Origin of the sequence: Streptomyces sp. NBC_01669, assembly GCF_026339735.1 — a bacterium.
Taxonomy (GTDB): domain Bacteria; phylum Actinomycetota; class Actinomycetes; order Streptomycetales; family Streptomycetaceae; genus Streptomyces; species Streptomyces yanii.
Window position 1 is genome coordinate 6,014,866 of the sequence record NZ_JAPEQG010000001.1, and the last position, 22,219, is coordinate 6,037,084.

The window sequence follows — 22,219 nt, forward strand, 5'->3', positions numbered from 1 at the left end:
CCGCGCCGAAACGGGAACTCTCGGTGCACAGTGAGAAGTCCACAGAGGGAGCCGGTATGTGGATGGGTATCGATCTCGGTACACAGGGCGTCCGTGCGGTCGTCGCCTCCGACCGCGGGGAGATCCTTGGCAGCGGCGCGGCTCCACTGACCGGCGGACGCGACGGCGTGCGTCACGAGCAGCTGCCCGCGGACTGGTGGACCGCGGTGTGCGCGGCCACCCGGCAGGCGCTGCGCTCCGGGAGCGGGCCGCCGCGCGCCCTCGCGGTCTGCGCCACGTCCGGCACCGTCCTGCTCGCCGACCGCACGGGCCGGCCACTGACCACCAGGCTGATGTATGACGACGGGGGGCGGCGGCCGAGGCGGTCAGGGCCCGGACCCCGCCGGCCGGTCCGCAGCGGTCACTGGAACCGGTTGCGCGCCGACATCCTGGGCCGGCCCGTCCACATCCCGCTGTACAGCGAACCCGCCTTCGGCATGGCGGTCCTCGCCGCGTACGGGGCACGGGCCACCGCCACCCTGCATGAGACCGCGGGCCACATGGTCAGAATCAGGCAGGTTCTGCGCCCCGACCCGGCGTGCACAGCCCGCCACACGGAGCCGTACCTCAAGCTGGTGGACGAACTGGAACGGCGGGGCCGGCTGTCCGGAGCGCTCGCCACCCACGCCCGGTCCCGAACGGAGAGCCGATGACCAAGAGCCCGACCACCTTGTTCCTCGCCCGGCACGGACAGACCGCGTGGCACGCCGAGAACCGCTACGCCGGGGTCAGTGACGTCGCCCTCACCGACGAGGGGCGCCGCCAGGCCGAACAGCTGGCTCAGTGGGCGTCCCGCCACCGGATCGACGCGATCTGGACGTCGACCCTCACCCGTGCCATCGAGACCGCCGAACCCGCCGGCTGGACGCTCGGCCTCGTACCCGGACGCGAACCCGATCTGCGGGAGTGCGACTTCGGGACGGTGGAGGGGCGCACCCTCGCCGAGTTCGCCGCCGAGGACCCGGAACGGGCAGAGGCGTTCCGGGCCGACCCGGTGATCAACGCCTTCCCCGGGGCCGAGGACCCGCGCGTGGCGGCGGCCCGGGGGACGACGGCGCTGCGCCGGATCGCGGACGGCCATCCGGGGCAGCGGGTTCTCGTCGTCGCGCACAACACGCTGCTGCGGCTGGTGCTGTGCGAACTGCTGTCGATCCCGCTCGGCGCCTACCGCCGCGTCTTTCCGCAGCTGCGGAACGCGGCGGTGAGCGAGGTGCGGCTGGGGGAGGAGGGCGGCGCGCTGCTCTCCCTCAATGTGCCGTGCGCATCGGACGTCAGCCCTTGACGGCCGCGGCCCGCCGCTGCCGCACGACACCGATCACGATGAGTACGGCGGTCAGCAGACCGGTCGCCAGCAGCTGGTCACGCGTTTCGGGCTGGCGCAGCATCAGCAGGAAGATGCCGGCCATGGCCAGCAGTGCCAGCACCGTCCCCACCGGGAACAGCCACATCCGCACCACCAGCTTCTCGGGCGCCTCGCGCTCCAGCCGGGTGCGCAGCACCAGCTGCGAGGCCGCGATGAAGATCCAGACGACCAGGATCACCGCGCCGATCATGTTGAGCAGCCAGGGGAAGACATCGTCCGGCCGCCAGTAGCTGAGCAGCACGCAGAGGAAACCGAAGACGGACGAGACGAGAACCGCGTTGCGGGGCACCCCGGACGTGATCCTGCCGAGCCGCTGCGGGCCCTGGCCGCGGGCGACCAGTGAGCAGGCCATGCGCGAGGCGCCGTAGATGTTCGCATTCATCGCGGAGAGCAGCGCGACCAGGATGACCACATTCATGATCTCCGCGGCGCCGCTGATGCCGAGGTGGTCGAGGGTCGCGTAGAACGGGCCGACCGTGGCGACCTTCGGGTCGTCCCACGGCACGAGCGTGACGATGACCGCCATCGAACCGATGTAGAACAGCGCGATCCGCCACATCGCCGTCCGCACCGCCTTCGCGACACCCCGAACCGGGTTCTCGGACTCGGCCGCGGCGATGGTGACCGTCTCCAGGCCGCCGTACGCGAAGACCGAGGCCAGCAGCCCGATGATGAAGCCGTTGGAGCCGTTCGGCAGGAACCCGCCGTCACCGGTGAGATTGGCGCCGCCGGGGGCGTCCGTACCGGGCAGCACGCCGAGGATCGCCAGCACACCCAGCACCAGGAAGAGCGTGATCGCGGCAACCTTGAGCGCGGCGAACCAGAACTCGAACTCGCCGAAGTTCTTCACGGCGGCCAGGTTCGTGCCGAGGAAGACCGCCATGAACAGCGCGACCCAGGCCCACTCCGGGGTGCCGGGCAGCCAGCCGGTGACGATCTTCGCGGCGCCGATCCCCTCGAGGCCGACGGCGACACAGAGCAGCACCCAGAACGCCCACCCGGCGGTGAACCCGGCCCACGGACCGATCGCCCGCTCCGCATGGACGGAGAACGAGCCGGATGCCGGATTGGCGGCGGACATCTCGCCGAGCATGCGCATCACGAACATGACCAGCAGTCCGGAGATGGCGTAGGCGAGGACGATCGAGGGTCCGGCGGAGGCGATACCGGCGCCGGAACCGACGAACAGCCCAGCACCGATGACGCCGCCGAGGGCGATCATCGACAGATGGCGCTGCTTGAGTCCATGGGTGAGGGCGGAGTCGACCGGGACTGCGGAGACTTCGGAGCCGGCGGTGGGGGGAGACGCGGATGTCCGAGACATGGACGTGCTCTGTTCGGTAGGCGAGACGGTGGACGAGGCCACAGTCTCTCCGCGCCCCCCGCCCACAGGGAACAGCTGTCCGCTATACGGGCACCGGGCTCACACATGGTGCACACGCGCGTACGCACCCGCGACGGCTCCGCCCCCGTCAGCCCCGGCGCCGGTCCCGCACCTCCCGCGCCAGCGCCACGAGCAGCACCAGACCGGTCGCCCCCGCCGACCACAGCACCTGCGGCCGCGCCACGTCATCGGTCAGCATCAGCACGAGCACGGCCACCAGCGCGACCAGGGTCAGCCAGGTCAGCCAGGGGAAGAACCACATCCGCAGGGTCAGGGCCTCGGGCGCCTCACGTTCGATACGGCGGCGCAGCCGCAGCTGGGACGCGGCGATCAGCCCCCATACGAACAGCAGCACCGCGCCGACCGAGTTGAGCAGATAGAGGAAGACGGAGTCGGGCCACTTCAGATTGAGCAGTACGGAGACGAAGCCGAAGGCGACCGAGGCGAGCACCGCCCGCCGCGGCACCCCGCCCTCGCTCTCGCCGTCCCTGCCGCCCGACACCTTGAGCAGTCCGCGCGGCCCCTCGCCGCGTTCGGCCAGCGAGAAGATCATCCGGGACGAGCCGTAGAGATTGGCGTTCAGCGCGGAGAGCAGCGCCACGAACACCACGATGTTCATGATCTGCCCGGCCGATGGCACCCCGATCGCGTCCAGGACCTTGACGTACGGGCTCAGTCCGGCCTGCTGCGCGGTCCACGGCAGCACCGTCACGATCACCAGCATCGACCCGACGTAGAAGAAGAGGATGCGCACGACCGCGCTGCGCACGGCGCGTCCCACCGCGCGCGCCGGATCGTCGGTCTCGGCCGCCGCGATGGTCACGACCTCCAGTCCGCCGAACGCGAAGACGACGGTCAGGACACCGGACACGACCCCGGCCCAGCCGTTCGGCAGGAAACCGCCGTGGCCGGTCAGGTTGGTCAGTCCTACCGGATCCGTGTCCGGGAGCAGACCGAAAATGGCCAGCAGTCCGAGCACGAGGAAGACCACGATCGCGACGACCTTGAGCGCGGCGAACCAGAACTCGAACTCGCCGAAGTTCTTCACCGCGGTCAGATTGGCGACGGTGAACACCACCATGAACACGAGCACCCAGGCCCACTGGTCCACGGCCGGCACCCAGCCATGGGCGATCGTCGCGGCAGCGGTCGCCTCCACGGCGAGTACCACCACCAGCAGGAACCAGTAGAGCCAGCCCACACTGAACCCGGCCCACCGGCCGAGCGCCCGCTCCGCATGGACGGAGAACGAACCGGAGGCGGGCATCGCGGCCGACATCTCGCCGAGCATCCGCATCACCAGCATCGCGAGGGTGCCGGCGATCAGATACGACACGACGATGGCCGGGCCCGCGACGGCGATCCCGGCGCCCGAACCCACGAAGAGACCGGCGCCGATCACCCCGCCCAGTCCGAGCATCGTCAGATGGCGCTGTTTCAGCCCGTGCGCCAGCGGCTCCGGCTGCCTGGGCTCCGTGGGGGGAGGGGTGTCGTGCATGGGGTGCGGATCACTCTCGGATCATTTATGGGGAACCTACAGTCTCACGTTGCACGACCCCGCCCGGCGGACAGCCCCCTCCCGTCCCCACCTCAGTGACGAGCATCACGCCGTCGTGTGATTGCCCACCGGCCTTTGTGTGAACCCCACCAAGCCGCCGAGCGCCGCTTTGTGGGCGGCTGATGGTGATCGAGCGTTAACCCGTGGGCTAACGTCAGCCTCAGTCTGTCCCCACCTGCCCTCACCACCGCGGAGTCCCGATGAGCACTGCTGCCGCTGCCCCCGTCCGTACCGGAGCGGTCCTCGCCGACCTGCTGCCCGCAGCCCGGCACCGCTACGCCGTCGACACGGCCCTGGTCGTCGGCGGCGCCGCGCTCACCGGCATCGCCGCCCAGATCGCCGTCCCGGTCCCCGGCTCCCCGGTCCCCGTCACCGGCCAGACCTTCGCCGCGCTCCTCGTCGGCACCGCTCTCGGCGCCCGCCGCGGCTTCCTCTCCCTGGCTGTGTACGCGCTCGTCGGCATGGCGGGCATGCCGTGGTTCGCGGGCGGCAGCTCCGGCGCGGGCGGTGCCTCGTTCGGTTACGTCCTCGGCATGCTGCTCGCCGCCACCGTGGTCGGCGGCCTCGCCCGCCGCGGCGGCGACCGGTCGGTGCTGCGCACCGCGGGCACGATGGTGCTCGGCTCCGCGATCATCTACGCGATCGGTGTCCCGTACCTGGCACTCTCCACGGGGATGTCGGCGAGCGCCGCGATCGCGGCGGGCCTGGTGCCGTTCCTGCTCGGTGACGCGCTGAAGGCGGCCCTGGCGATGGGCGCGCTGCCCACCGCCTGGAAGCTCGTCGGCCGCCGCGGCTGACACAGGGGGCTACTCGCCCTCGTAAACCCCTCCGAAGAGGCTCGCCGGGTCGTACTGCGACACCAGACCGGCGAGCCTCTTCCGCGTCCGCTCGTCGTGGAGCCCCCCGGTGCGGTCGCCGCCACCGAACGAGAAGTTCAGCGAGCGCCCCACGGCCAGCGGCTCCAGCACGGAGGACACCTGTGCGTACAGGGCCCGTACCGCCGCCACACCGGTCCCGTCGAGCGGCGAGAGCAGGCGCAGCAGGAAGGCGGCGTCGCGGTACGGCACGGCAGTGGGCACCGGGGGCTCCGCGGCCAGTGCCCCGCCCAGATGGTTGATCTGGACCACGGTCATCATCGGGGCCTTCGGCCCGGTCAGCTCCAGGGCCCGCAGCGCACGCTCCGCGTCCAGCCCGCTCAGCATCGCGCTGTCGCCGTAATAGGCGTGCGGGAACGGCGGGTCGCTGTGAATGGTGTGGCTGTCGGTGTACGGCATCTCCCGCAGCGAATCCGCGAGCGCGGGCCCGATCGCCCGCAGCGGGGCGACCAGCCGCTCGCCCTCGGCGGCACTGCCGGTGTACGCGACCCTCACCGAGATGAGATACCTCCCGCGCAGCGCCTCCGGCAGCTGGGGGATGTCCGGGTAGGGGAGCGCCGCCACGGACGAGGTCAACGCGTCAGGCACGGTCCGCGTCCACTCCAGATAGGTCCGCAGTACCTCGGACGCCGCTTCCCCGTCCGCGCCGTCGAAAGCGATCGAACCGCCGTACACCCGCGCCACCGGAACCAGCCCGATCTCCAGCGCGGTCACCACCCCGAGCCGGTGCCCGCCGCCCAGCAGCGCCCAGAACAGCTCGGGTTCCCTTTCGGGGGTGACATGACGCAGCCGGGCGTCGGCCGTCACCACATCCAGCGAGCGCACCCGGTCGGCGGCGTAGCCGAACGTACGGCCCAGCACTCCGAGCCCGCCCCCCAGCGTGTACGAGACGGCGCCGACGCTCGGCGCGGAGCCGTTCAGCGGGGCGAGGCCGTGCGCGGCGGCGGCCTCGACGACCTGCCCCCAGCGCACCCCTGCCCCGATCCGGGCGGTCCCGGCGGCGGCGTCGATGCGTACGTCGTCCATCCGGCGCGTACTGATCAGTACCCCGCCCTCGGCGGCGCCGGCCAGACCGTGCCCGGTGGCCTGGACGGCGACAGGCAGTCCGCGGGCGGCGGCGAACACGACGGCGGCCCGGACCTCGTCGGCATCGGTGGCGCCGACGATCAGTCCGGGCCGGAGCGTGAAACCGGTCTGGAAGCCGGCCAGTTCCTCCGCGTATCCGGGGTCGCCGGGGCGGAAGGTGAACTGGGCAGGCAACTGGTCGTTCATGGGGAGGCTCTCCGTTCGCCCGGTGAAAACTGCGGCAGGAGAGAGCCTCCCCGGTATACCTGACATCGGCCGTCAGGTATGGACGGGCCCGGTCAGGCGTCGGCGGACGCGTCCGCCGTGACCGCTCCGCTCTTGCGCTGCCGGACCTCACGTACCAGCGAGATCGCCACCACGACCGCCGCGACGAGCAGCGAGAGCAGCACCTGCTCACGGCCGCTGTCGTCGGTCAGCATGTAGACCAGCACGAACGAGATCATCGCGATGGTCGCCCAGGTCAGATACGGGAAGAGCCACATCCGTACGACCAGCTTCTCCGGCGACTCGCGCAGGATGATGCCCCGCATGCGCAGCTGGGTGAAGCAGATGACCAGCCAGACGAACAGGGCGACCGCACCGGACGAGTTCAGCAGGAACTGGAAGACGGTGTCCGGCCACTGGTAGTTGAAGAACACGGCGACGAAGCCGAAGACGACGGAGGACAGGATGGCCGCCTGCGGCACGCCCCGCTTGTTCGTCCGGGCGAACGCCTTCGGCGCGTCACCGCGGCCGCCGAGCGAGAACGCCATCCGCGAGGCCGTGTAGAGGCCGGAGTTGAGGCAGGACAGCACGGCCGTCAGCACGATGACGTCCATCACCTGGCCGGCGTGCGGGATGCCGATCGAGTTCAGTGCGGCGACATAGCTGCCGTCCTTGAGGATCGACGCGTCGTTCCACGGCAGCAGCGTCAGCACGATGAAGATCGAGCCCAGGTAGAAGACGGCGATCCGCCAGATCACGCTGTTGGTGGCCTTCTGGACGGCGCGCTGCGGGTTCTCCGACTCGCCGGCCGCCAGCGTCACGATCTCGCTGCCCATGAACGAGAAGACGACCATCAGCACACCGGTGAGGATGGCTCCCGGCCCCTTGGGGAAGAACCCGCCGCTGTCCGTGAGATGCGCGAGCCCCGAGCCGGGGTTGTCCGAGCCGGGCAGCACCCCGAAGACGGCGAGCAGACCGACGACGACGAACGCGGCGATCGCCACGACCTTGATTCCGGCGAACCAGAACTCGAACTCCCCGTACGAACCGACCGAGACCAGGTTCGTCGCGGTGAGCACGACCATGACGATCAGCGCCCACGCCCACTGCGGGACGCCCGGCACCCAGCCCTCCAGGATCTTGGCACCCGCCGTGGCTTCGACGGCGAGCACCACGACCCAGAAGAACCAGTACAGCCAGCCGATCGAGAATCCGGCCCAGCGGCCGAGGGCCTGGTCGGCGTATGCGGAGAAGGAGCCCGAGCTCGGACGGGCCGCGGCCATCTCGCCGAGCATCCGCATCACGAAGACGACCATGAGGCCGACCAGTGCGTACGACAGCAGGATGGCGGGTCCCGCGGCGGCGATACCGGCGCCGGAGCCCACGAAGAGGCCGGCGCCGATCACCCCGCCGATGGCGATCATCGAGAGGTGACGATTCTTGAGACCGGCCTGGAGCCCGTCGGAGGAGCCCGGCTTGTCCGCCCGGTCCGGCTCGCCGGGCTGGTGGCCCGACCCTGCCAGAGTCGTCTGCGTCATGGATCGAATCCTTACGTTCTGGATCACTCAGCTCCGTGGCTGTGCCGCTGCACGGTGGCGTGGCGGCGGAGTCTCAGCATTGAAGCCTGCGGAACCCTGGAAGCGGAACCCCCTCTTCCGGATCGTTGAGTGGCATTTCCCACACACCCCGCACGAGGGCTCCGCGGCTCCGGCCGGCCCGGAGGGTCCCGACCCCGATGACGGCTACCCCGCGCCGCGCATGCCACACTCGGAACATGCGCGTGTACCTCGGCTCAGACCATGCCGGCTTCGAACTCAAGAACCACCTCGTCGAGTGGCTCACGGCCCATGGCCACGAAGCCGTCGACTGTGGCCCCCACATCTACGACGCCCAGGACGACTACCCGCCGTTCTGCCTCCGCGCCGCCGAGAGGACGGCCGCGGACGCGGGCAGCCTCGGCATCGTGATCGGCGGCTCCGGCAACGGCGAGCAGATCGCCGCCAACAAGGTGAAGGGCGTGCGCGCCGCACTCGCCTGGAGCGAGCAGACCGCCGCGCTCGGCCGCGAGCACAACAACGCCAACGTGGTGGCCATCGGTGGCCGGATGCACACGGTGGAGGAGTCGACGAAGTTCGTCGAGATCTTCCTCGCCACGCCGTACTCCGGCGAGGAGCGTCACACCCGTCGTATTGAGATGCTGACGGCGTACGAGACGACGGGCGAGCTTCCCCCGATCCCCGCCCACCACCCGCAGCAGGGCTGACCGCCCCACACACCCCGTGCCGCCGGCCCGCCCGGCGGCACAGCCATTTCCCCACCCGACCGAGGAGAGCCACCACCGTGCCCGAGGGACACACGATCCACCGCCTGGCCGCGGACCACCGCGACCGGTTCCTGGGCGGGCCGGTGCGGGTGAGCAGCCCGCAGGGCAGGTTCTCGGACAGCGCGGCGCTCCTCGACGGCCGTGCGTTCACCGGCGTCGACGCGCACGGCAAGCACCTGTTCCTCGGATTCGAGGACTTCGGCTGGGTCCACATCCACCTGGGACTGTTCGGCAAGCTCCGCTTCGGTACCTCACCGGTACCGCCGCCCACCGACACGGTCCGCCTGCGCCTGGCCAACGACGAACACCACGCGGATCTGCGCGGTCCGACCACCTGCGCCCTGATCACGGAACCCGAGAAGCGCGCGATACACGACCGGCTGGGCCCGGACCCGCTACGGACCGACGAGGACGGCGAACGCGCCTGGCAGCGGATCTCGCGCAGCCGCATCAGCGTCGCCGCCCTGCTCATGGACCAGAAGGTCATCGCGGGCGTCGGCAACGTCTACCGCGCCGAGGTCCTCTTCCGCCACGGCATCGACCCGTACCGGCCGGGCAAGGACCTCACCCGTGCGGAGTGGGACGCGATCTGGGACGACCTGGTGATGCTGATGCGCGAGGGGGTGCGGAACAACCGCATCGACACGGTCCGCCCCGAGCACCTTCCCGAGGCGATGGGCCGCGCGCCGCGAGTGGACGACCACGGGGGCGAGGTGTACGTGTACCGCAGGGCCCGGCAGGCATGCCACATCTGTGGCGGCGAGATCCGCACCGCCGATCTCGCCGCCCGCAACCTCTTCTGGTGCCCGGGGTGCCAGAAGGCCTAGAGAGCCCCTAGAACCCCCGGGGCAGCCACGGGGCCGTGTCCGACAAGAACGCCGACGACGCCTCCGCCAGCGCGCCCGCCTGCAGCTCCCGTACCCGCCCGGCCAGAGCCAGCGAGCTCAGCGACTCGCCGCCCAGATACGCGGAGCCCAACTCCCGTACCGAGAGCGCGAGATCGGCTGGGTCGTCGGTGCGCCGGCACGACGCGGCGCCCTTCGCGTCGGCCGTGAGCCGCCAACGCCCCGCGTTCCAGGGGCAGAACGCGTCCTCCACCTCGAACACCACGTCCAGCGGGCCCCGGTACGTCCGGGCCTCCAGCGCCGCTCCCAGCTCCACCAGACGCACATGGAGTGAATCGCGGACCCGGATGTTGCACCGCCGCACGTCCGACACCAGGTGCAGCACCGCGTCGTCGACCGGCCGGTTCCGGGCCACGACCGTCGTCATCAGGTCGATCTCGAAGACGAACCGCCACAGCGCCGCGTACGCCGCCGGGTCCAGTGCGGCCAGGTCGTTGACCACGACGGTGCCCTTGGGGCCGGCCGGCTCCCACTCCGGCTTGATGTGGTACGTCACATTGCCGACGATCTTCCCGTCCCGCTCCGCCAGTACACACTGCTGCGCCGAGGAGCCCTGCCGGTGGGCGACCGGGTCGACCATGGGCTTGCGCTCCCAGCCGGGCGCGTGGGCCGGGACGCCGGGACGGCCGGAGACCAGCTGCTCGTACACGCTCTCGCACGCCGCCATCGCCTCGTCCGGCTTCGCGTGGCGCAGCCGCACCTCGTCCGTGCCCGGCGGCACGTCCAGCCGGATCCGGTCCTTCTCGATCGTCAGGGACATCTGTCGCGAGGCGGCGCCGTAGCCGAACCGGCCGTAGATCACCGGTTCCGAGGCCGTCAGTACGGCGAACGGCTCGCCCAGCGCGCGGATGTCGTCCAGCTGGCGGCGCATCATCGAGGTCAGCAGCCCGCGCCTGCGGTGCGTGGAGGCGACGCTCACCATCGTGATCGCGGCGGCGGGCACCAGCGCCCCGCCCGGCACTGCGACCCGGAAGCTGAACGCCCCCGCCGTGCCGACCACGTCGTCACCGTCCCAGATGCCGAGCGACCGCTCGGGCTCGGTCAGCTGCTCGAACAGCTCGCGTTCCTCGGGAGTCTCCGGGTCCCCGCCGAACGCCAGCTCCAGACACTCGAACCATTCGTTCCATTCGGACGGCTGCAGTACGCGAAGCTCAGTAGTCATGGGCCATCCCTACCAGGGGTACGGCAGACAGGCGACCCGATTTCGAACGCATTGTCACAGGGGTCCCCCTGCACCGGAGGCGCCCGGGTGGATAAGGTCCCCGCAATGGCCCGTCGCGCAAGAGCAGACTCGTACCCGGCCCGATTGCGGAAATCGGCGCACCGGGCGCGCATCGCGCTGCGCAAATCCGGGGTCGACTACTTCCGGGGTGACGGCTCCGACTGGATCGCTCTGGCCGGACTGCTGCTCACCATCCCGGCGATCACCTGCGGCACGCTGCTGAACGCGGTGTGGTGCGCCCCGGCCGCGCTCGTGCTGCCGATCGTCGCGGGCGGTCTGCTGCTGCGGCCGGCCAGTCTGCTGGGGCTGTACGCGACCGCTGCCGCGGCCCTGATCGTGGAGTCCATCGCGCTCGGCCCGTACGGACAGGGGGCGGCCCGGGTCACCCCGGGCACCGTCCTGGTTGTCGCGGCCTGCGGCTTCTTCGGTCTGATCGTCGCCCAGTTCCGGGCCAGGGTCGGAGTGCCCTGGCGGCGAGGCGGCACCATGCTCTTCGACCTGCGCGAACGCATCCGGGTGCAGAGCGCCCTGCCACGCCTGCCGCAGGGCTGGCACCGGGAGATGGCGCTGCGCCCCGCGGGTGGCCAGTCGTTCTCCGGCGACTTCGTCGTCGCGGCCCGCACCAATGGCGGCCGCACCCTGGAGGTCGTCCTCACCGATGTGTCCGGCAAAGGCATGGACGCGGGGTCCCGCGCCCTGCTGCTGTCCGGTGCCTTCGGCGGTCTCCTCGGCTCACTGCCGCCGCACGGCTTCCTGCCCGCGGCCAACGGCTATCTGCTCCGCCAGGACTGGGACGAGGGCTTCGCCACCTCGATCCACCTGGTGCTGGACCTCGAATCGGGTGACTACGAGCTCCTCTCCGCGGGCCACCCGCCCGCCCTGCAGCTGCACGCGGGAAGCGGTCACTGGGAGGAGATGGCCGCGGAGGGCCCGCTGCTCGGGGTGTACGACGGGGCACAGTTCGACGCGGTGAAGGGTTCGCTTGCCCCTGGCGACGTCCTGATGCTGTTCACGGACGGCCTGGTGGAGGCGTCTGACCGGGACATCGTGGAGGGTATCGACCGGCTGACCGGCGAGGCGGACCGCTATGTCGTCACCGGCTTCGAAGGCGCGGCCTGGCATCTGATCGAGGCCTGTGCGAAGGATGTCAACGACGACCGGGCGCTGCTGCTCCTGTCCCGCCGCCACTGAACCGTTTGTCACCGTTCCGAACCGGGCTTCCGTCAAGGGAAGTCGGCCCGCCACCCGAACGTGGGGCAACGGCCGCTCTCCGGGTGCGGGACACGGAGGTCCGCACCCGGAGAGCGCCTGTCCCGCTCAGGACCCCGGCAGGATCCGGGCCAGCCAGTGGGACCGCCCGGCGGCCAGTGGCGCGAGGACGGCGAGAACCAGGACATAGCCGGCGATGAACGGGGAGAGCCGTTCGTCCAGCCCCGCGCCCGCGGCCATCGTGGCGAGGATGAGCGCGAACTCGCCGCGGGCCAGCAGCGTGGTGGAGATGTTCGCGGTGGCCTTCGGGCCGAAGGCGTACACCTTGGCGGTGGCCATCCCTGCGAACACGTTCATGGCGAGCGTCACCGCGGCGGCGGCCAGCACCGGCCAGAGCACGTTCGGCAGATCGCCCGGGTTGATCGAGAGTCCGAACGCGAAGAAGAAGATCGCGCCGAAGGCGTCCCGCAACGGGTGGACGAGTTTGAGGATGCGGGCGCCCGACGTGGTGCTGCCGAGCATCAGGCCGACCATGAACGCGCCGATCGCGTCCGCGACCCCGAACCACTCCGAGACACCCGCCACGAAGACCGCGGCGCCGAGGAACGAGATGACGAGCAGTTCGTCGTCGCCGGTGTTGATCACCTTGCCGATGGCCTTCGTGCCGAAACGGGCCACCAGGGCGAGCAGCAACAGGAAACCGAACGCCTTGCCGCCGTCGACCACCGCCGCGGCGAGGTCGTCGGCGCCGGAGAGGATGGGCTGGAGAGCGGCCAGATAGAGGGCGAGGAAGACGTCCTCGACGACGATGATGCCGAGGATCGGCTTGGTCTCCGGGTTGCCGATGCGCCCCAGGTCCACCAGGACCTTGGTGACGATGGCCGACGACGATATGCCGAGCACCCCGGCGAGGACGAGTGCCTCCGACGTACCCCAGCCGAGCGCGAAGCCGAAGCCGAGCCCGGCGCCCACGTTCAGCGCGAGATACGTGCCTCCGGCCAGCGCCATCTTGCGCCCGCCCGCTTTGAGGTCGTCGAGGTGGAATTCGAGGCCGAGGTAGAAGAGCAGCAGCACGAGCCCGAGTGCGGAGAGCATCTCCAGGTCGTGCGGGTCGGCGACGAGGACGATGCCGGGGGTGTGCGGGCCGAGCAGGATCCCGGCCAGGATGAACAGGGGAATGGTCGGGAGGCCGATCCGGCCGCCGACCCGGGCGAGAACAGCGGCGGCGAGGAAGGCGCCGCCCATGGCGATGAGCGTGTCTGCGTGTCCGATGAGCCTGATCCTTCAGTAGGTCAAGAGAACGTCAAGAAATCGTCAGTAATTAGTTTACCGAACGACTCCGGGCGGACCGGAGCGCCTCGGTGGGGTTTGCCCCACCCCTGATCCGCCAGCAGCCGCCATGTCCTTGGCCCACCCGTGTTCCGTAGGTTCGGAGGCACCGAGCGACACCCGCTCGCGAAGGGCTACGGAAGGCGGACACCATGGGACTGCGACGCACCGGACAGGGCGCGCAGGACGGGCAGCACACGGCGCACACCGACGAGGGGCACGGCTCCTCGGACATGGCCGTCGAACTGCGCGGTGTCCGCCGGCAGTACGGTCGCGGCGCATCCGCCGTCCACGCCCTGCGTGGCATCGACCTCGCCCTGCCGCGCGCCACGTTCACCGCCGTGATGGGCCCCTCCGGCTCCGGCAAGTCGACCTTCCTGCAGTGTGCGGCCGGGCTCGACCGCCCCACCGAGGGTTCCGTACGCCTCGGCGGCACCGAGATCACCGGCATGAGCGAGAACAAGCTCACCGAGCTGCGCCGTACCCGCCTCGGCTTCGTCTTCCAGGCGTTCAACCTGCTCCCGTCGCTGACCGTCGAGCAGAACGTCGTCCTGCCGATGAGGCTCGCCGGGCAGCGCACCGGCTCCGCCCGCAGCCGCCGCGAAGCCGCCGAGATGCTCGGCCGGGTCGGGCTCGGCGACAAGGGGAACCGCCGCCCCGGCCAGCTCTCCGGCGGTCAGCAGCAGCGCGTCGCCATCGCCCGCGCCCTGGTCACCCGCCCCGACGTGGTCTTCGCCGACGAACCGACCGGCGCGCTGGACACCACGACCGCGGCCGAGATCCTCGTCCTGCTGCGACACGCGGTGGACAGCCTCGGCGCGACCGTCGTGATGGTCACCCACGACCCCGCGGCCGCCGCCTACGCCGACCGTGTGCTGTTCCTCGCCGACGGTTCGATCGCGGACAGCCTGCCGCGTGCCCGCGCCGAGCAGATCGCCGCCCGGATGACCGCACTGACGGCCCCCGCCCACGCGGGAGCAGCAGCCTGATGTTCGCTCCGCACCTCCCGAACGGTCTTGCCCGCGCGGCCATCCGCTTCAAGCCCTCCTCGTTCGTGGGGACGTTTGTCGCGCTCCTGATGGCAGCGGCGATCGTCTCCGCCTGCGGCATCCTCCTGGAGACCGGAATCCGTGCCTCCGTACCCGCCGAGCGCTATGCGAAGGCGCCGGTGCTCGTCGCCGCGGACCAGCAGGCACATCTGAGGGCCGGCAGCGGCGAGGACGCATACGACGCGGCGACCCCGCTCCCCGACACCGCACGGCTGCCCGAAACCCTGGTACGGAAGGCAGCCTCGGTCCCGGGCGCGGCAACCGCGATCGGGGACGTCACCTTTCCCGTACACCGGGACCGCACACCACTGACCGCACACGGCTGGGGATCCGCCGCCCTCACCGGGACACGGCTGCTCACCGGCGACGCACCGGAAGCCGGCGACGTCGTCGTTCCCGCCGGCGCCCAGGGCCGCGTCGGAGACCGTATCGCCCTGGACACCCCGGCAGGCATACGGGACTTCCGCATCTCGGGCACGACCGACGGCGCGGCAGGCACTGCCTGGTTCACCGATCAGCAGGCCGTCGCCCTCTCAGGACACCCCGGCCGCGTCGACGCCATCGCCGTGCTCGCCGCCCCCGGTACCCCCACCGCCACCCTCGCCGACCAGGTCACCCGGGCCGTCGGCCGCACCGCGGCCGCCCAGGTGCACACCGGTGACGACCGCGGCGCCGCAGAGGACACCGGGCTGGCCGGAGCCAAGGAGCTCCTCATCGGACTCGGCGGTTCCTTCGGCGGGGTCGCCGCCATGGTCGCCGTGTTCACCGCAGCGGGCACCGTCGCCCTCTCCGTCGGCCAGCGCAGCCGCGAATTCGCCCTGCTGCGCGCCATCGGCGCCACCCCGCGCCAACTGCGCCGCACCATCGCCACCGAGTCGCTGCTGGTCGCCCCGCTCGCCGGAGCCCTCGGCTGCCTGCCCGGATTCGCCCTGGCCCACTGGTGGTTCGGTCAACTCCGGGCGAAGGGCGCCGTCCCGGACGCCGTCGGCCTGCACACCTCCTGGCTGCCGCTCACCGTCGCCACTGCCGTCACCATGGTCACCGCGCTGTGCGCCGGATACGCCGCCGCCCGCCGGCCCTCGAAGACCAAGCCGGGCCTCGCCCTCGCCCAGTCCGCCGTGGAACGCCCCCCGTTCGGCTGGATCCGTACACCGCTCGGCATCGCCGCCCTCATCGGCGGTGCGGTCTTCGCGGGCGTCGCCGCCTCCGAGACCGGGGAGGACGCGGCCAACGCCGCACTCGGTGTCGTCATGCTCTTCATGCTCGCGGTCGGACTGCTCGGCCCACTGCTCGCCCGCCTCTGCGCCGCCGTCCTCGGTCTCCCGCTGCGTGCCGCAGGGGCATCCGGTTCGCTGGCCGCCGCCAACTCCCGTACGAACTCCCGTCGGCTGGCCTCCGCGATCACCCCGATCGTGCTCGCCATGGCCTTCGCCTCGACTCTCGTCTTCATGCACACCAGCGAGGAACGCGTGACCGCACACCAGCAGCGCGACGGCATCATCGCCGACCACATCGTCTCCGCGCCGGCGGGGCTCGCCTCCGACGCGACCGCCCGCGCCGCCGCCACGCCCGGCGTCTCCACGGCCGTCGGACTGCTCCGCGCCTCCGTCCTGGTCCCCGCGGGCAGCGGCGGCGAACGGTGGCTGCAGAGCGCGTCCGCCCAGGGCGTCATCGGATCAGGGCGCGACCTCACCGAGGTCCAGGACCTCGACGTCCGTACCGGATCGCTCACCGGACTGCGCCCCGGCACGGTCGCCATCGACACCACACTCGCCGTATCGGCGCATCTCGCCACCGGCGACCGGCTCGCGCTGCGGCTGCCGGACGGCACGGGAGCATCCCCGCAGATCGTCGCCGTCTACGGCCGCGGCCTCGGTGTCTCGCTCGTCACCCTGCCCGCCGCCGACCTGCGGACCCATGTCACCTCGCCGTACGCCTCCGACGTCCTCGTACGGTCCACCCCGGCCGCCGCGCAGAAGCTCACCGCGCTCGGCACCGTCACCGACGCGTCCGGCTACGCCGCCGCGCGGAGCCAGGACCGTGAGCTCAACGCCTGGGCCAACACCACCATGGCCGCCGTCCTCGGCGGATTCGCCGCAGTCGCCGCCGTCAACACGCTGGTCATGACCGTCCTCGACCGCCGCCGCGAACTCGGCATGCTCCGCCTCGTGGGTTCCACCCGCCGCCAGGTCATGGGCATGATCCGCTGGGAGGCGCTGCTCGTCACGGTGGCCGGAATCGCACTCGGCACAGGGATCGCGCTGGCCACGCTCAACCCGATGATGAAGGGCCTGACGGGCGAAGCCCCGTACATCCCACCGGCGCTGTACGGGTCGTTCGTCGCCGCGACCGTCGCTCTCGGCCTCGCCGCCGCCACGCTTCCGGCCCGTGCCGTCCTGCGCCGGATGGCCGCACGTCCGTAGAGTCGGCCCATGCCCGCATCCCGCAGCAATCCGACCCTGGCCGAAGTCGAGGCGATCGCGCGCACGGCCCACGCGGATCAGAAGGACAAGGCCGGACGCCCGTACGCCGAACACCTCGCCGCCGTCGCGGAGGGCGTACGGGCGAGGGGCGGCAGCGACGAACAGATCGCGGCGGCCTGGCTGCACGACGCCGTCGAGGACGAGGTGCTGTCCGAGGAGTGGCTGGCCCGCGCGGCCCTGCCGCAACAGGTCAAGGACATGGTCCTCGCCGTCACCAAACGGGACGGCGAGGACCTCGCTTCGTACACCCGGCGCATCCTCGCCACCCCGGGCGCCCTGCTGATCAAGGAGTCCGACCTCGCGCACAACGCCGATCCGGACCGCCTCGCGGTACTGGACCCGGCGACGCGTACCCGGCTGACCGCGAAATACGCGCAGGTACGCGCGCTTCTCGGGCTCACCCCTGGCGAACCGCCCGCCGACCGTCCGGATCCGGCCAACACCGCGGGCGACTGATCCACTCAGAGCCTGGCGGCGTCCCGCCGGAAGGCCCAGTGCATGTCCGGTTCGGTTGCGAAACGCAGCACCCGCCGTACGGGTGGCGTACACATCAGCGTCACCGCGGCGGCCGCGGCCAGGGAGACGAGGACCAGGCCGGCCGGCTCGGCGAGCCACGTGTACCGGTCGAACACCCCGGCGTAGCCGACGCCCTTGATCAGGAACCCGTGCAGCAGATAGCCGCAGATCGTTCCGGCGCCCAGCACCGTGAACCACATGCGGCGGCGCGGCACCCAGGCCAGGAACCCGATGGTGAGCAGCAGCGCACAGCCGAACATCGCCAGCGTCATCACCGCACCCGACCACCACGGAGCACCCATCTCCGGGGCGCTGTTGCTGCGGTAGAACCAGCCCAACTGCATCCGCGGCGCCGCCCAGTACGCGAACACGATCGCCCCCGCGAACAGCGGCAGCGCCAGCAGTCGCACCTCACGTCGGCGCACCAACTGGAAGTGTTCGGGCTTCAGTTGGAGACCGAGCACGAAGAACGGCAGGAACTGCAGGACCCGCTGGAGATCGAGATCGTCGCCGATCGTGGGGGAGAACGAGGCGAGTACGGCGATGACGAGCGCGACGGGCATCGGATGGCGCAGCGCCTGCCACAGGGGCGTGGTGATCCGCCAGATGAACAGCGCGCACAGGAACCAGGTGAGATACCAGGGGTCGAGCAGGCTGATCGGATGGTCCGGCGAGTCGTCCGCGTACCGCTTGAAGAGCGAGTACGCCGTCTCGAAGACCACATAGGGCACGGCGACGCCGGTGACCAGGCGCTTCACCTTCTTGGCGCTCAGGTCGAACGAGCGGGAGAAATAGCCGGAGACGATGATGAAGGCCGGCATGTGAAAGGTGTACGCAACCATGTACAGCGCACGGGTGGTCCGGCTCCCGTCCATCACGGGTTCCCATGAGTGCGCCACGGCGACCAGCACGATCGCCAGGTATTTGACGTTGTCGAAGTAGGCGTCACGCCGCTTCGCGGGCTCGGCCGCAGGAGGCTTGTTCGCCACCGGTGCGGGGGCTGTCGCGGTGGTGGTCCTGCCTCCGTCCGGTCTGGGCTCCGACTCCCGGGTCGCCGGGGAGATCGGGTCCCTCTGAAATACGTTCGGAGCGTGGAACATCCAAAGCACCTTAGACGTCTCGAATGCAATTCGTAAAACGGCCATCGGATATCGCGTGTTCCCGCCCATTCGAAAGTGAAACCACCCGAAAAATGCCCGCTATGACCTGATTGATCCGCCTTAAACGGTGCATATTGGCAGGCGATTGAGGGGAGTGAATTTCATCGCATCAAGTCGGCGAAATACATGTGAATGATGTGTGTGGATATGGAAATCATCACAGCCATGCACCATTTGAACCGGGCCTGGCGCGACCCCGGTGCGGCCCCGGGACGGTTCCGGCGGAGCGCCGGCAGGTGCGCCGTGAGGGTTGTGCGCCCCTCGCGCACGCGGGGCGTGAGGATGGCGAGATCCGGACAGTCCGATGCGTCACCTGGCAGCAACCATGGGGGAGTTGGTGGCACGATGGACGTAACGGAGGAGTGCCGGGATGCACGCCTCCGGGCCGGCAAGGCGGACCGACCAAGGGTGTGATCAGTCGTGGCCATTTCACTGTCTGTGGTGCTGATGTTGGCGATCATCCTGGTGGTCCTGATCCGCAGCGGCTCCATCAAGGCCGGACCCGCGGTCGTCGCGGTGCTCTTCGGCTTCTTCCTGGCATCGACCGGCATGGCGCCGTCGATCAACAGGTTCATGAACTCGATAGCGGAGACGATCAGCAACATCTCCTTCTGACGCGCCGTCGGCCGGCCCCGTAGTGGCGGGTTCCCGAACGCATCAGGGCCAGGTCGGAGGATGTCCTCCGGCCTGGCCCTGAGTGGCATGGAGCGGGCGACGGGAATCGAACCCGCGTAGCTAGTTTGGAAGACTAGGGCTCTACCATTGAGCTACGCCCGCGAACGCCGCACCGCAGGTCACGAGGACCGCGGCACGAAGAGCATCGTAGCGGGTCGCGGACGGTCTGCGCACACATGGTTGCGGCGCCGGGTGCCGCGATCCGCGCCGCCCCCGAAAAGAGCCTGTGCACCGCCTGTCGGCATGTACCCTACGTGTCGCACCGACGGGGTGTGGCGCAGCTTGGTAGCGCGTCCGCTTTGGGAGCGGAAGGTCGTCGGTTCGAATCCGGCCACCCCGACCACCAGCAAGATCGCATTGTGGGAGTCATCCCCCTTGCCGTTACTATGCAAAATGCGTGCCCGTGTGTCTGATGTACCGGGCTCGATCCGCGGAGCCGCTGTCCGGTGGCCGAGCAGAACCCCAAGAAGTCAGCCACCAAGGAGACCGAACCGTGAAGAGCGCCGTGGAGACCCTGAACCCGACTCGGGTTCGGCTCAGCATCGAGGTGCCCTTCGAGGAGCTCAAGGACAGCCTCGACGCGGCGTACAAGAAGATCAACCAGCAGGTCACGGTGAAGGGCTTCCGTAAGGGCAAGATCCCCAACCGGGTCATCGACCAGCGGTTCGGCCGTGGTGCTGTGCTGGAGGAGGCCGTCAACGACGCCCTCCCGAAGTTCTACACCGAGGCTGTCAACGAGGGTGAGCTCAACGTCCTGGGCCAGCCCGAGGTCGACATCACCGAGCTGAAGGACGGCGAGCTGCTGGCCTTCACCGCCGAGGTCGACGTGCGCCCCGCGATCGAGATCCCGGACTACTCCGGCATCGAGGTCACCGTGGACGCCCTCGAGGTCACCGACGAAGAGGTCGAGAAGGCCGTCGAGCAGCTCCGCGAGCGCTTCGCCTCCACCAACCCGGTCGAGCGTGCCGCCGCCGAGGGCGACGTCGTCACGATCGACCTGCAGGCCAAGGTCGACGGCGAGGTCCTGGAGGACGGCGTGGCCGAGGGTGTCTCGTACACCATCGGTTCCGGTGAGCTCCTCGACGGCATCGACGCTGCTGTCACGGGCCTGGAGGCGGGTGGCGAGGCCACCTTCACCTCCGAGCTGAAGGGCGGCTCGGCCGAGGGCAAGGAGGCCGAGGTCACCGTCAAGGTCACCGCGGTCGCCGCCCGTGAGCTTCCGGAGCTGGACGACGAGTTCGCCCAGATGGCGAGCGAGTTCGACACGCTCGACGAGCTCAAGGCGGACAGCCGTACGCGCCTGGAGAACACCAAGCAGTACGACCAGGCCACCCAGGCCCAGGAGCGCGTCCTCGAGGAGCTGCTGAAGCTCGCCGAGGTCCCGATCCCCGAGAAGCTGCTCGCGGACGAGATCCAGACCCGCAAGCACAACCTGGAGCACCACCAGCTCGGCCAGATGGGTCTGACCCTGGAGAAGTACCTGGAGATCCAGGGCAAGACGGTCGAGGAGTTCGACGCCGAGACCTCCGAGCAGGCCATCAAGGGCATCAAGACCCAGTTCATCCTTGACGAGCTCGTCAACAAGGAGAAGCTGAACGTCAACCAGGAGGAGCTCACCGAGCACCTCATGCGGCGCGCTGCTTCCTCCGGTATGAGCCCCGACCAGTTCGCCCAGGCCGTCGTCGAGGGCGGTCAGGTGCCGATGCTCGTCGGCGAGGTCGCCCGCGGCAAGGCGCTGGCTGTGGTCGTCGAGGCCGCCAAGGTCGTCGACACCAACGGTGAGGTCGTCGAGCTGGAGGACGAGGAGGAGCTCGAGGAGGCCATCGAGACGGTCGAGGCCGCCGAGGGCACCACCGAGGCCGCTGCCGAGGAGAAGAACGAGGCCTGAGCCTCGCGCTGAACCCGTGCGACGGGCTCCGGACGCTGAGCGTCCGGAGCCCGTCGTCGTCTCGCGGCAGAGTCCCGCGCAGCCGGCCCCGAGATCCCCGCCTGGTGCCGCAGAACCCTTGTGCGCACTGCCCAGCTTGCGCTCCCAGCGAACAGTTGCGGAAGCGGGATGGCGTTGTCCTACCTGCGCGTTAGGGTCCATGAATAGGAAGGGCAGGGGAGTCCCCGCCCGCCCGGTACGAAGACGCTGAGACGGCCGGAGCCGTCAGAGACGAGCAGGTGGATACGTGACGAATCTGATGCCTTACGTCGCCGGAGAGCCGTCCCTCGGTGGTGGCCTCGGCGACCAGGTCTACAGCCGACTGCTCGGCGAGCGCATCATCTTCCTCGGTCAGCAGGTCGACGATGACATCGCCAACAGGATCACGGCGCAGCTGCTTCTCCTTGCCGCCGAACCCGACAAGGACATCTACCTCTACATCAACAGCCCCGGCGGCTCGGTGACGGCAGGCATGGCGGTCTACGACACCATGCAGTACATCCCGAACGACGTGGTCACCATCGGTATGGGCATGGCTGCCTCGATGGGCCAGTTCCTGCTGACCGGTGGCACCGCGGGCAAGCGCTTCGCGCTCCCGAACACCGACATCCTCATGCACCAGGGTTCGGCCGGCCTCGGCGGTACCGCCTCGGACATCAAGATCCAGGCGCAGTACCTGCTCCGTACGAAGCAGCGGATGGCGGAGATCACCGCCCGTCACTCCGGTCAGACCGTGGAGACGATCATCCGCGACGGCGACCGCGACCGCTGGTACACGGCGGAGGAGGCCGTGGAGTACGGGCTGATCGACGAGATCATCTCCGCCGCATCGGGCGTTCCGGGCGGCGGCGGCACCGGGGCCTGAGCCCCTCTGCCCGCCCAGCCCACAGCCCTCAGCCCTCAGAACGCCAC

Annotated in this window: 19 protein-coding genes and 2 tRNA genes; 13 read left to right on the forward strand and 8 right to left on the reverse strand. The window is 70.1% G+C overall.

Going from position 1 to position 22,219, the window contains the following annotated elements:
• The first annotated feature begins 62 nt into the window (after positions 1 to 62).
• Positions 63 to 692, forward strand: coding sequence for an FGGY family carbohydrate kinase (locus OG972_RS26970; RefSeq protein WP_266985655.1), 630 nt, complete (start codon positions 63 to 65; stop codon positions 690 to 692).
• Positions 689 to 1,321 carry a histidine phosphatase family protein gene (locus OG972_RS26975; protein ID WP_266985657.1) on the forward strand — a complete coding sequence of 211 codons (633 nt, stop codon included), beginning with the start codon at positions 689 to 691 and terminating at the stop codon, positions 1,319 to 1,321. Before OG972_RS26970 ends, OG972_RS26975 begins: the two co-directional genes overlap by 4 nt.
• Here OG972_RS26975 and OG972_RS26980 read toward each other — a convergent pair.
• Entirely contained in the window at positions 1,311 to 2,726 is a 1,416-nt protein-coding gene (locus OG972_RS26980) for an amino acid permease (protein ID WP_266985659.1), read from the reverse strand. The genes OG972_RS26975 and OG972_RS26980 overlap by 11 nt on opposite strands.
• A gap of 148 nt (positions 2,727 to 2,874) precedes the next feature.
• Positions 2,875 to 4,284 (reverse strand): amino acid permease, encoded by a 1,410-nt coding sequence (locus OG972_RS26985; protein WP_266985661.1) that lies wholly within the window; start codon positions 4,282 to 4,284, stop codon positions 2,875 to 2,877.
• A gap of 260 nt (positions 4,285 to 4,544) precedes the next feature.
• Here OG972_RS26985 and OG972_RS26990 point away from each other — a divergent pair, with 260 nt between their 5' ends.
• Entirely contained in the window at positions 4,545 to 5,141 is a 597-nt protein-coding gene (locus tag OG972_RS26990) for a biotin transporter BioY (protein ID WP_266985663.1), read from the forward strand.
• Positions 5,142 to 5,150: 9 nt separating this feature from the next.
• On the opposite strand, the gene OG972_RS26995 is transcribed toward OG972_RS26990, so the two are convergent.
• Together OG972_RS26995 and OG972_RS27000 are read right to left on the reverse strand one after the other, a co-directional pair.
• Positions 5,151 to 6,491, reverse strand: a complete 1,341-nt coding sequence (locus tag OG972_RS26995) for an FAD-binding oxidoreductase (protein ID WP_266985665.1) — start codon at positions 6,489 to 6,491, stop codon at positions 5,151 to 5,153.
• A gap of 92 nt (positions 6,492 to 6,583) precedes the next feature.
• Positions 6,584 to 8,047 carry an amino acid permease gene (locus OG972_RS27000; RefSeq protein WP_266985666.1) on the reverse strand — a complete coding sequence of 488 codons (1,464 nt, stop codon included), beginning with the start codon at positions 8,045 to 8,047 and terminating at the stop codon, positions 6,584 to 6,586.
• 236 nt (positions 8,048 to 8,283) lie between these two features.
• Between OG972_RS27000 and OG972_RS27005 the strand changes: the two genes are divergently transcribed.
• On the forward strand, positions 8,284 to 8,772 hold the full coding sequence (locus OG972_RS27005; protein WP_266985667.1) for a ribose-5-phosphate isomerase: 489 nt from the start codon (positions 8,284 to 8,286) through the stop codon (positions 8,770 to 8,772).
• A 77-nt stretch (positions 8,773 to 8,849) separates the two neighbouring features.
• The gene (locus tag OG972_RS27010; RefSeq protein WP_266985668.1) at positions 8,850 to 9,659 is read left to right on the forward strand and encodes an Fpg/Nei family DNA glycosylase; all 810 of its coding nucleotides are present in this window, start codon (positions 8,850 to 8,852) and stop codon (positions 9,657 to 9,659) included.
• 7 nt (positions 9,660 to 9,666) lie between these two features.
• Here the strand turns inward: OG972_RS27010 and OG972_RS27015 are convergent, their stop codons facing one another.
• Positions 9,667 to 10,899, reverse strand: a complete 1,233-nt coding sequence (locus OG972_RS27015) for a GNAT family N-acetyltransferase (protein ID WP_266985669.1) — start codon at positions 10,897 to 10,899, stop codon at positions 9,667 to 9,669.
• Between the two features lie 105 nt (positions 10,900 to 11,004).
• Here OG972_RS27015 and OG972_RS27020 point away from each other — a divergent pair, with 105 nt between their 5' ends.
• A complete protein-coding gene (locus tag OG972_RS27020) occupies positions 11,005 to 12,150 on the forward strand; it encodes a PP2C family protein-serine/threonine phosphatase (RefSeq protein WP_266985671.1) in 1,146 nt (381 codons plus the stop codon).
• A 126-nt stretch (positions 12,151 to 12,276) separates the two neighbouring features.
• Here OG972_RS27020 and OG972_RS27025 read toward each other — a convergent pair whose 3' ends face one another.
• Complete coding sequence (locus OG972_RS27025; RefSeq protein WP_266985673.1) at positions 12,277 to 13,413, reverse strand: cation:proton antiporter; 1,137 nt, start codon at positions 13,411 to 13,413, stop codon at positions 12,277 to 12,279.
• A 317-nt stretch (positions 13,414 to 13,730) separates the two neighbouring features.
• On the opposite strand from OG972_RS27025, the gene OG972_RS27030 reads away from it, so the two are divergent.
• The 3 genes from OG972_RS27030 to OG972_RS27040 are packed head-to-tail and all read left to right on the forward strand — an operon-like array spanning position 13,731 to position 17,485.
• On the forward strand, positions 13,731 to 14,486 hold the full coding sequence (locus OG972_RS27030; protein ID WP_266990731.1) for an ABC transporter ATP-binding protein: 756 nt from the start codon (positions 13,731 to 13,733) through the stop codon (positions 14,484 to 14,486).
• Positions 14,486 to 16,969 (forward strand): FtsX-like permease family protein, encoded by a 2,484-nt coding sequence (locus tag OG972_RS27035; RefSeq protein WP_266985675.1) that lies wholly within the window; start codon positions 14,486 to 14,488, stop codon positions 16,967 to 16,969. Before OG972_RS27030 ends, OG972_RS27035 begins: the two co-directional genes overlap by 1 nt.
• A gap of 9 nt (positions 16,970 to 16,978) precedes the next feature.
• Positions 16,979 to 17,485 (forward strand): HD domain-containing protein, encoded by a 507-nt coding sequence (locus OG972_RS27040; RefSeq protein ID WP_266985677.1) that lies wholly within the window; start codon positions 16,979 to 16,981, stop codon positions 17,483 to 17,485.
• A 5-nt stretch (positions 17,486 to 17,490) separates the two neighbouring features.
• Here the strand turns inward: OG972_RS27040 and OG972_RS27045 are convergent, their stop codons facing one another.
• Entirely contained in the window at positions 17,491 to 18,645 is a 1,155-nt protein-coding gene (locus tag OG972_RS27045; protein WP_266985679.1) for an acyltransferase family protein, read from the reverse strand.
• 480 nt (positions 18,646 to 19,125) lie between these two features.
• Between OG972_RS27045 and OG972_RS27050 the strand changes: the two genes are divergently transcribed.
• Entirely contained in the window at positions 19,126 to 19,320 is a 195-nt protein-coding gene (locus OG972_RS27050) for a hypothetical protein (protein WP_037698756.1), read from the forward strand.
• An 88-nt stretch (positions 19,321 to 19,408) separates the two neighbouring features.
• On the opposite strand, the gene OG972_RS27055 is transcribed toward OG972_RS27050, so the two are convergent.
• Positions 19,409 to 19,482, reverse strand: a tRNA-Gly gene (locus tag OG972_RS27055).
• 164 nt (positions 19,483 to 19,646) lie between these two features.
• Between OG972_RS27055 and OG972_RS27060 the strand changes: the two genes are divergently transcribed.
• The 3 genes from OG972_RS27060 (at position 19,647) to OG972_RS27070 (ending at position 22,172) form a co-directional block, all read left to right on the forward strand.
• Positions 19,647 to 19,723 (forward strand) — tRNA-Pro (locus tag OG972_RS27060).
• Between the two features lie 150 nt (positions 19,724 to 19,873).
• On the forward strand, positions 19,874 to 21,268 hold the full coding sequence (gene tig, locus OG972_RS27065) for a trigger factor (protein WP_266985681.1): 1,395 nt from the start codon (positions 19,874 to 19,876) through the stop codon (positions 21,266 to 21,268).
• 298 nt (positions 21,269 to 21,566) lie between these two features.
• Positions 21,567 to 22,172, forward strand: coding sequence for an ATP-dependent Clp protease proteolytic subunit (locus OG972_RS27070; RefSeq protein WP_266990733.1), 606 nt, complete (start codon positions 21,567 to 21,569; stop codon positions 22,170 to 22,172).
• Positions 22,173 to 22,219: the final 47 nt, after the last annotated feature.

What these genes read in the sequence shown, in the direction of transcription:
- OG972_RS26970 (WP_266985655.1), top strand. Translation starts at nt 63, where the DNA reads ATGGGTATCGATCTCGGTACACAGGGCGTCCGTGCGGTCGTCGCCTCC.
- OG972_RS26975 (WP_266985657.1), top strand. Translation starts at nt 689, where the DNA reads ATGACCAAGAGCCCGACCACCTTGTTCCTCGCCCGGCACGGACAGACC.
- OG972_RS26980 (WP_266985659.1), bottom strand. Translation starts at nt 2,726, where the DNA reads ATGTCTCGGACATCCGCGTCTCCCCCCACCGCCGGCTCCGAAGTCTCC.
- OG972_RS26985 (WP_266985661.1), bottom strand. Translation starts at nt 4,284, where the DNA reads ATGCACGACACCCCTCCCCCCACGGAGCCCAGGCAGCCGGAGCCGCTG.
- OG972_RS26990 (WP_266985663.1), top strand. Translation starts at nt 4,545, where the DNA reads ATGAGCACTGCTGCCGCTGCCCCCGTCCGTACCGGAGCGGTCCTCGCC.
- OG972_RS26995 (WP_266985665.1), bottom strand. Translation starts at nt 6,491, where the DNA reads ATGAACGACCAGTTGCCTGCCCAGTTCACCTTCCGCCCCGGCGACCCC.
- OG972_RS27000 (WP_266985666.1), bottom strand. Translation starts at nt 8,047, where the DNA reads ATGACGCAGACGACTCTGGCAGGGTCGGGCCACCAGCCCGGCGAGCCG.
- OG972_RS27005 (WP_266985667.1), top strand. Translation starts at nt 8,284, where the DNA reads ATGCGCGTGTACCTCGGCTCAGACCATGCCGGCTTCGAACTCAAGAAC.
- OG972_RS27015 (WP_266985669.1), bottom strand. Translation starts at nt 10,899, where the DNA reads ATGACTACTGAGCTTCGCGTACTGCAGCCGTCCGAATGGAACGAATGG.
- OG972_RS27020 (WP_266985671.1), top strand. Translation starts at nt 11,005, where the DNA reads ATGGCCCGTCGCGCAAGAGCAGACTCGTACCCGGCCCGATTGCGGAAA.
- OG972_RS27025 (WP_266985673.1), bottom strand. Translation starts at nt 13,413, where the DNA reads ATGGGCGGCGCCTTCCTCGCCGCCGCTGTTCTCGCCCGGGTCGGCGGC.
- OG972_RS27030 (WP_266990731.1), top strand. Translation starts at nt 13,731, where the DNA reads ATGGCCGTCGAACTGCGCGGTGTCCGCCGGCAGTACGGTCGCGGCGCA.
- OG972_RS27035 (WP_266985675.1), top strand. Translation starts at nt 14,486, where the DNA reads ATGTTCGCTCCGCACCTCCCGAACGGTCTTGCCCGCGCGGCCATCCGC.
- OG972_RS27040 (WP_266985677.1), top strand. Translation starts at nt 16,979, where the DNA reads ATGCCCGCATCCCGCAGCAATCCGACCCTGGCCGAAGTCGAGGCGATC.
- OG972_RS27045 (WP_266985679.1), bottom strand. Translation starts at nt 18,645, where the DNA reads ATGTTCCACGCTCCGAACGTATTTCAGAGGGACCCGATCTCCCCGGCG.
- OG972_RS27070 (WP_266990733.1), top strand. Translation starts at nt 21,567, where the DNA reads ATGCCTTACGTCGCCGGAGAGCCGTCCCTCGGTGGTGGCCTCGGCGAC.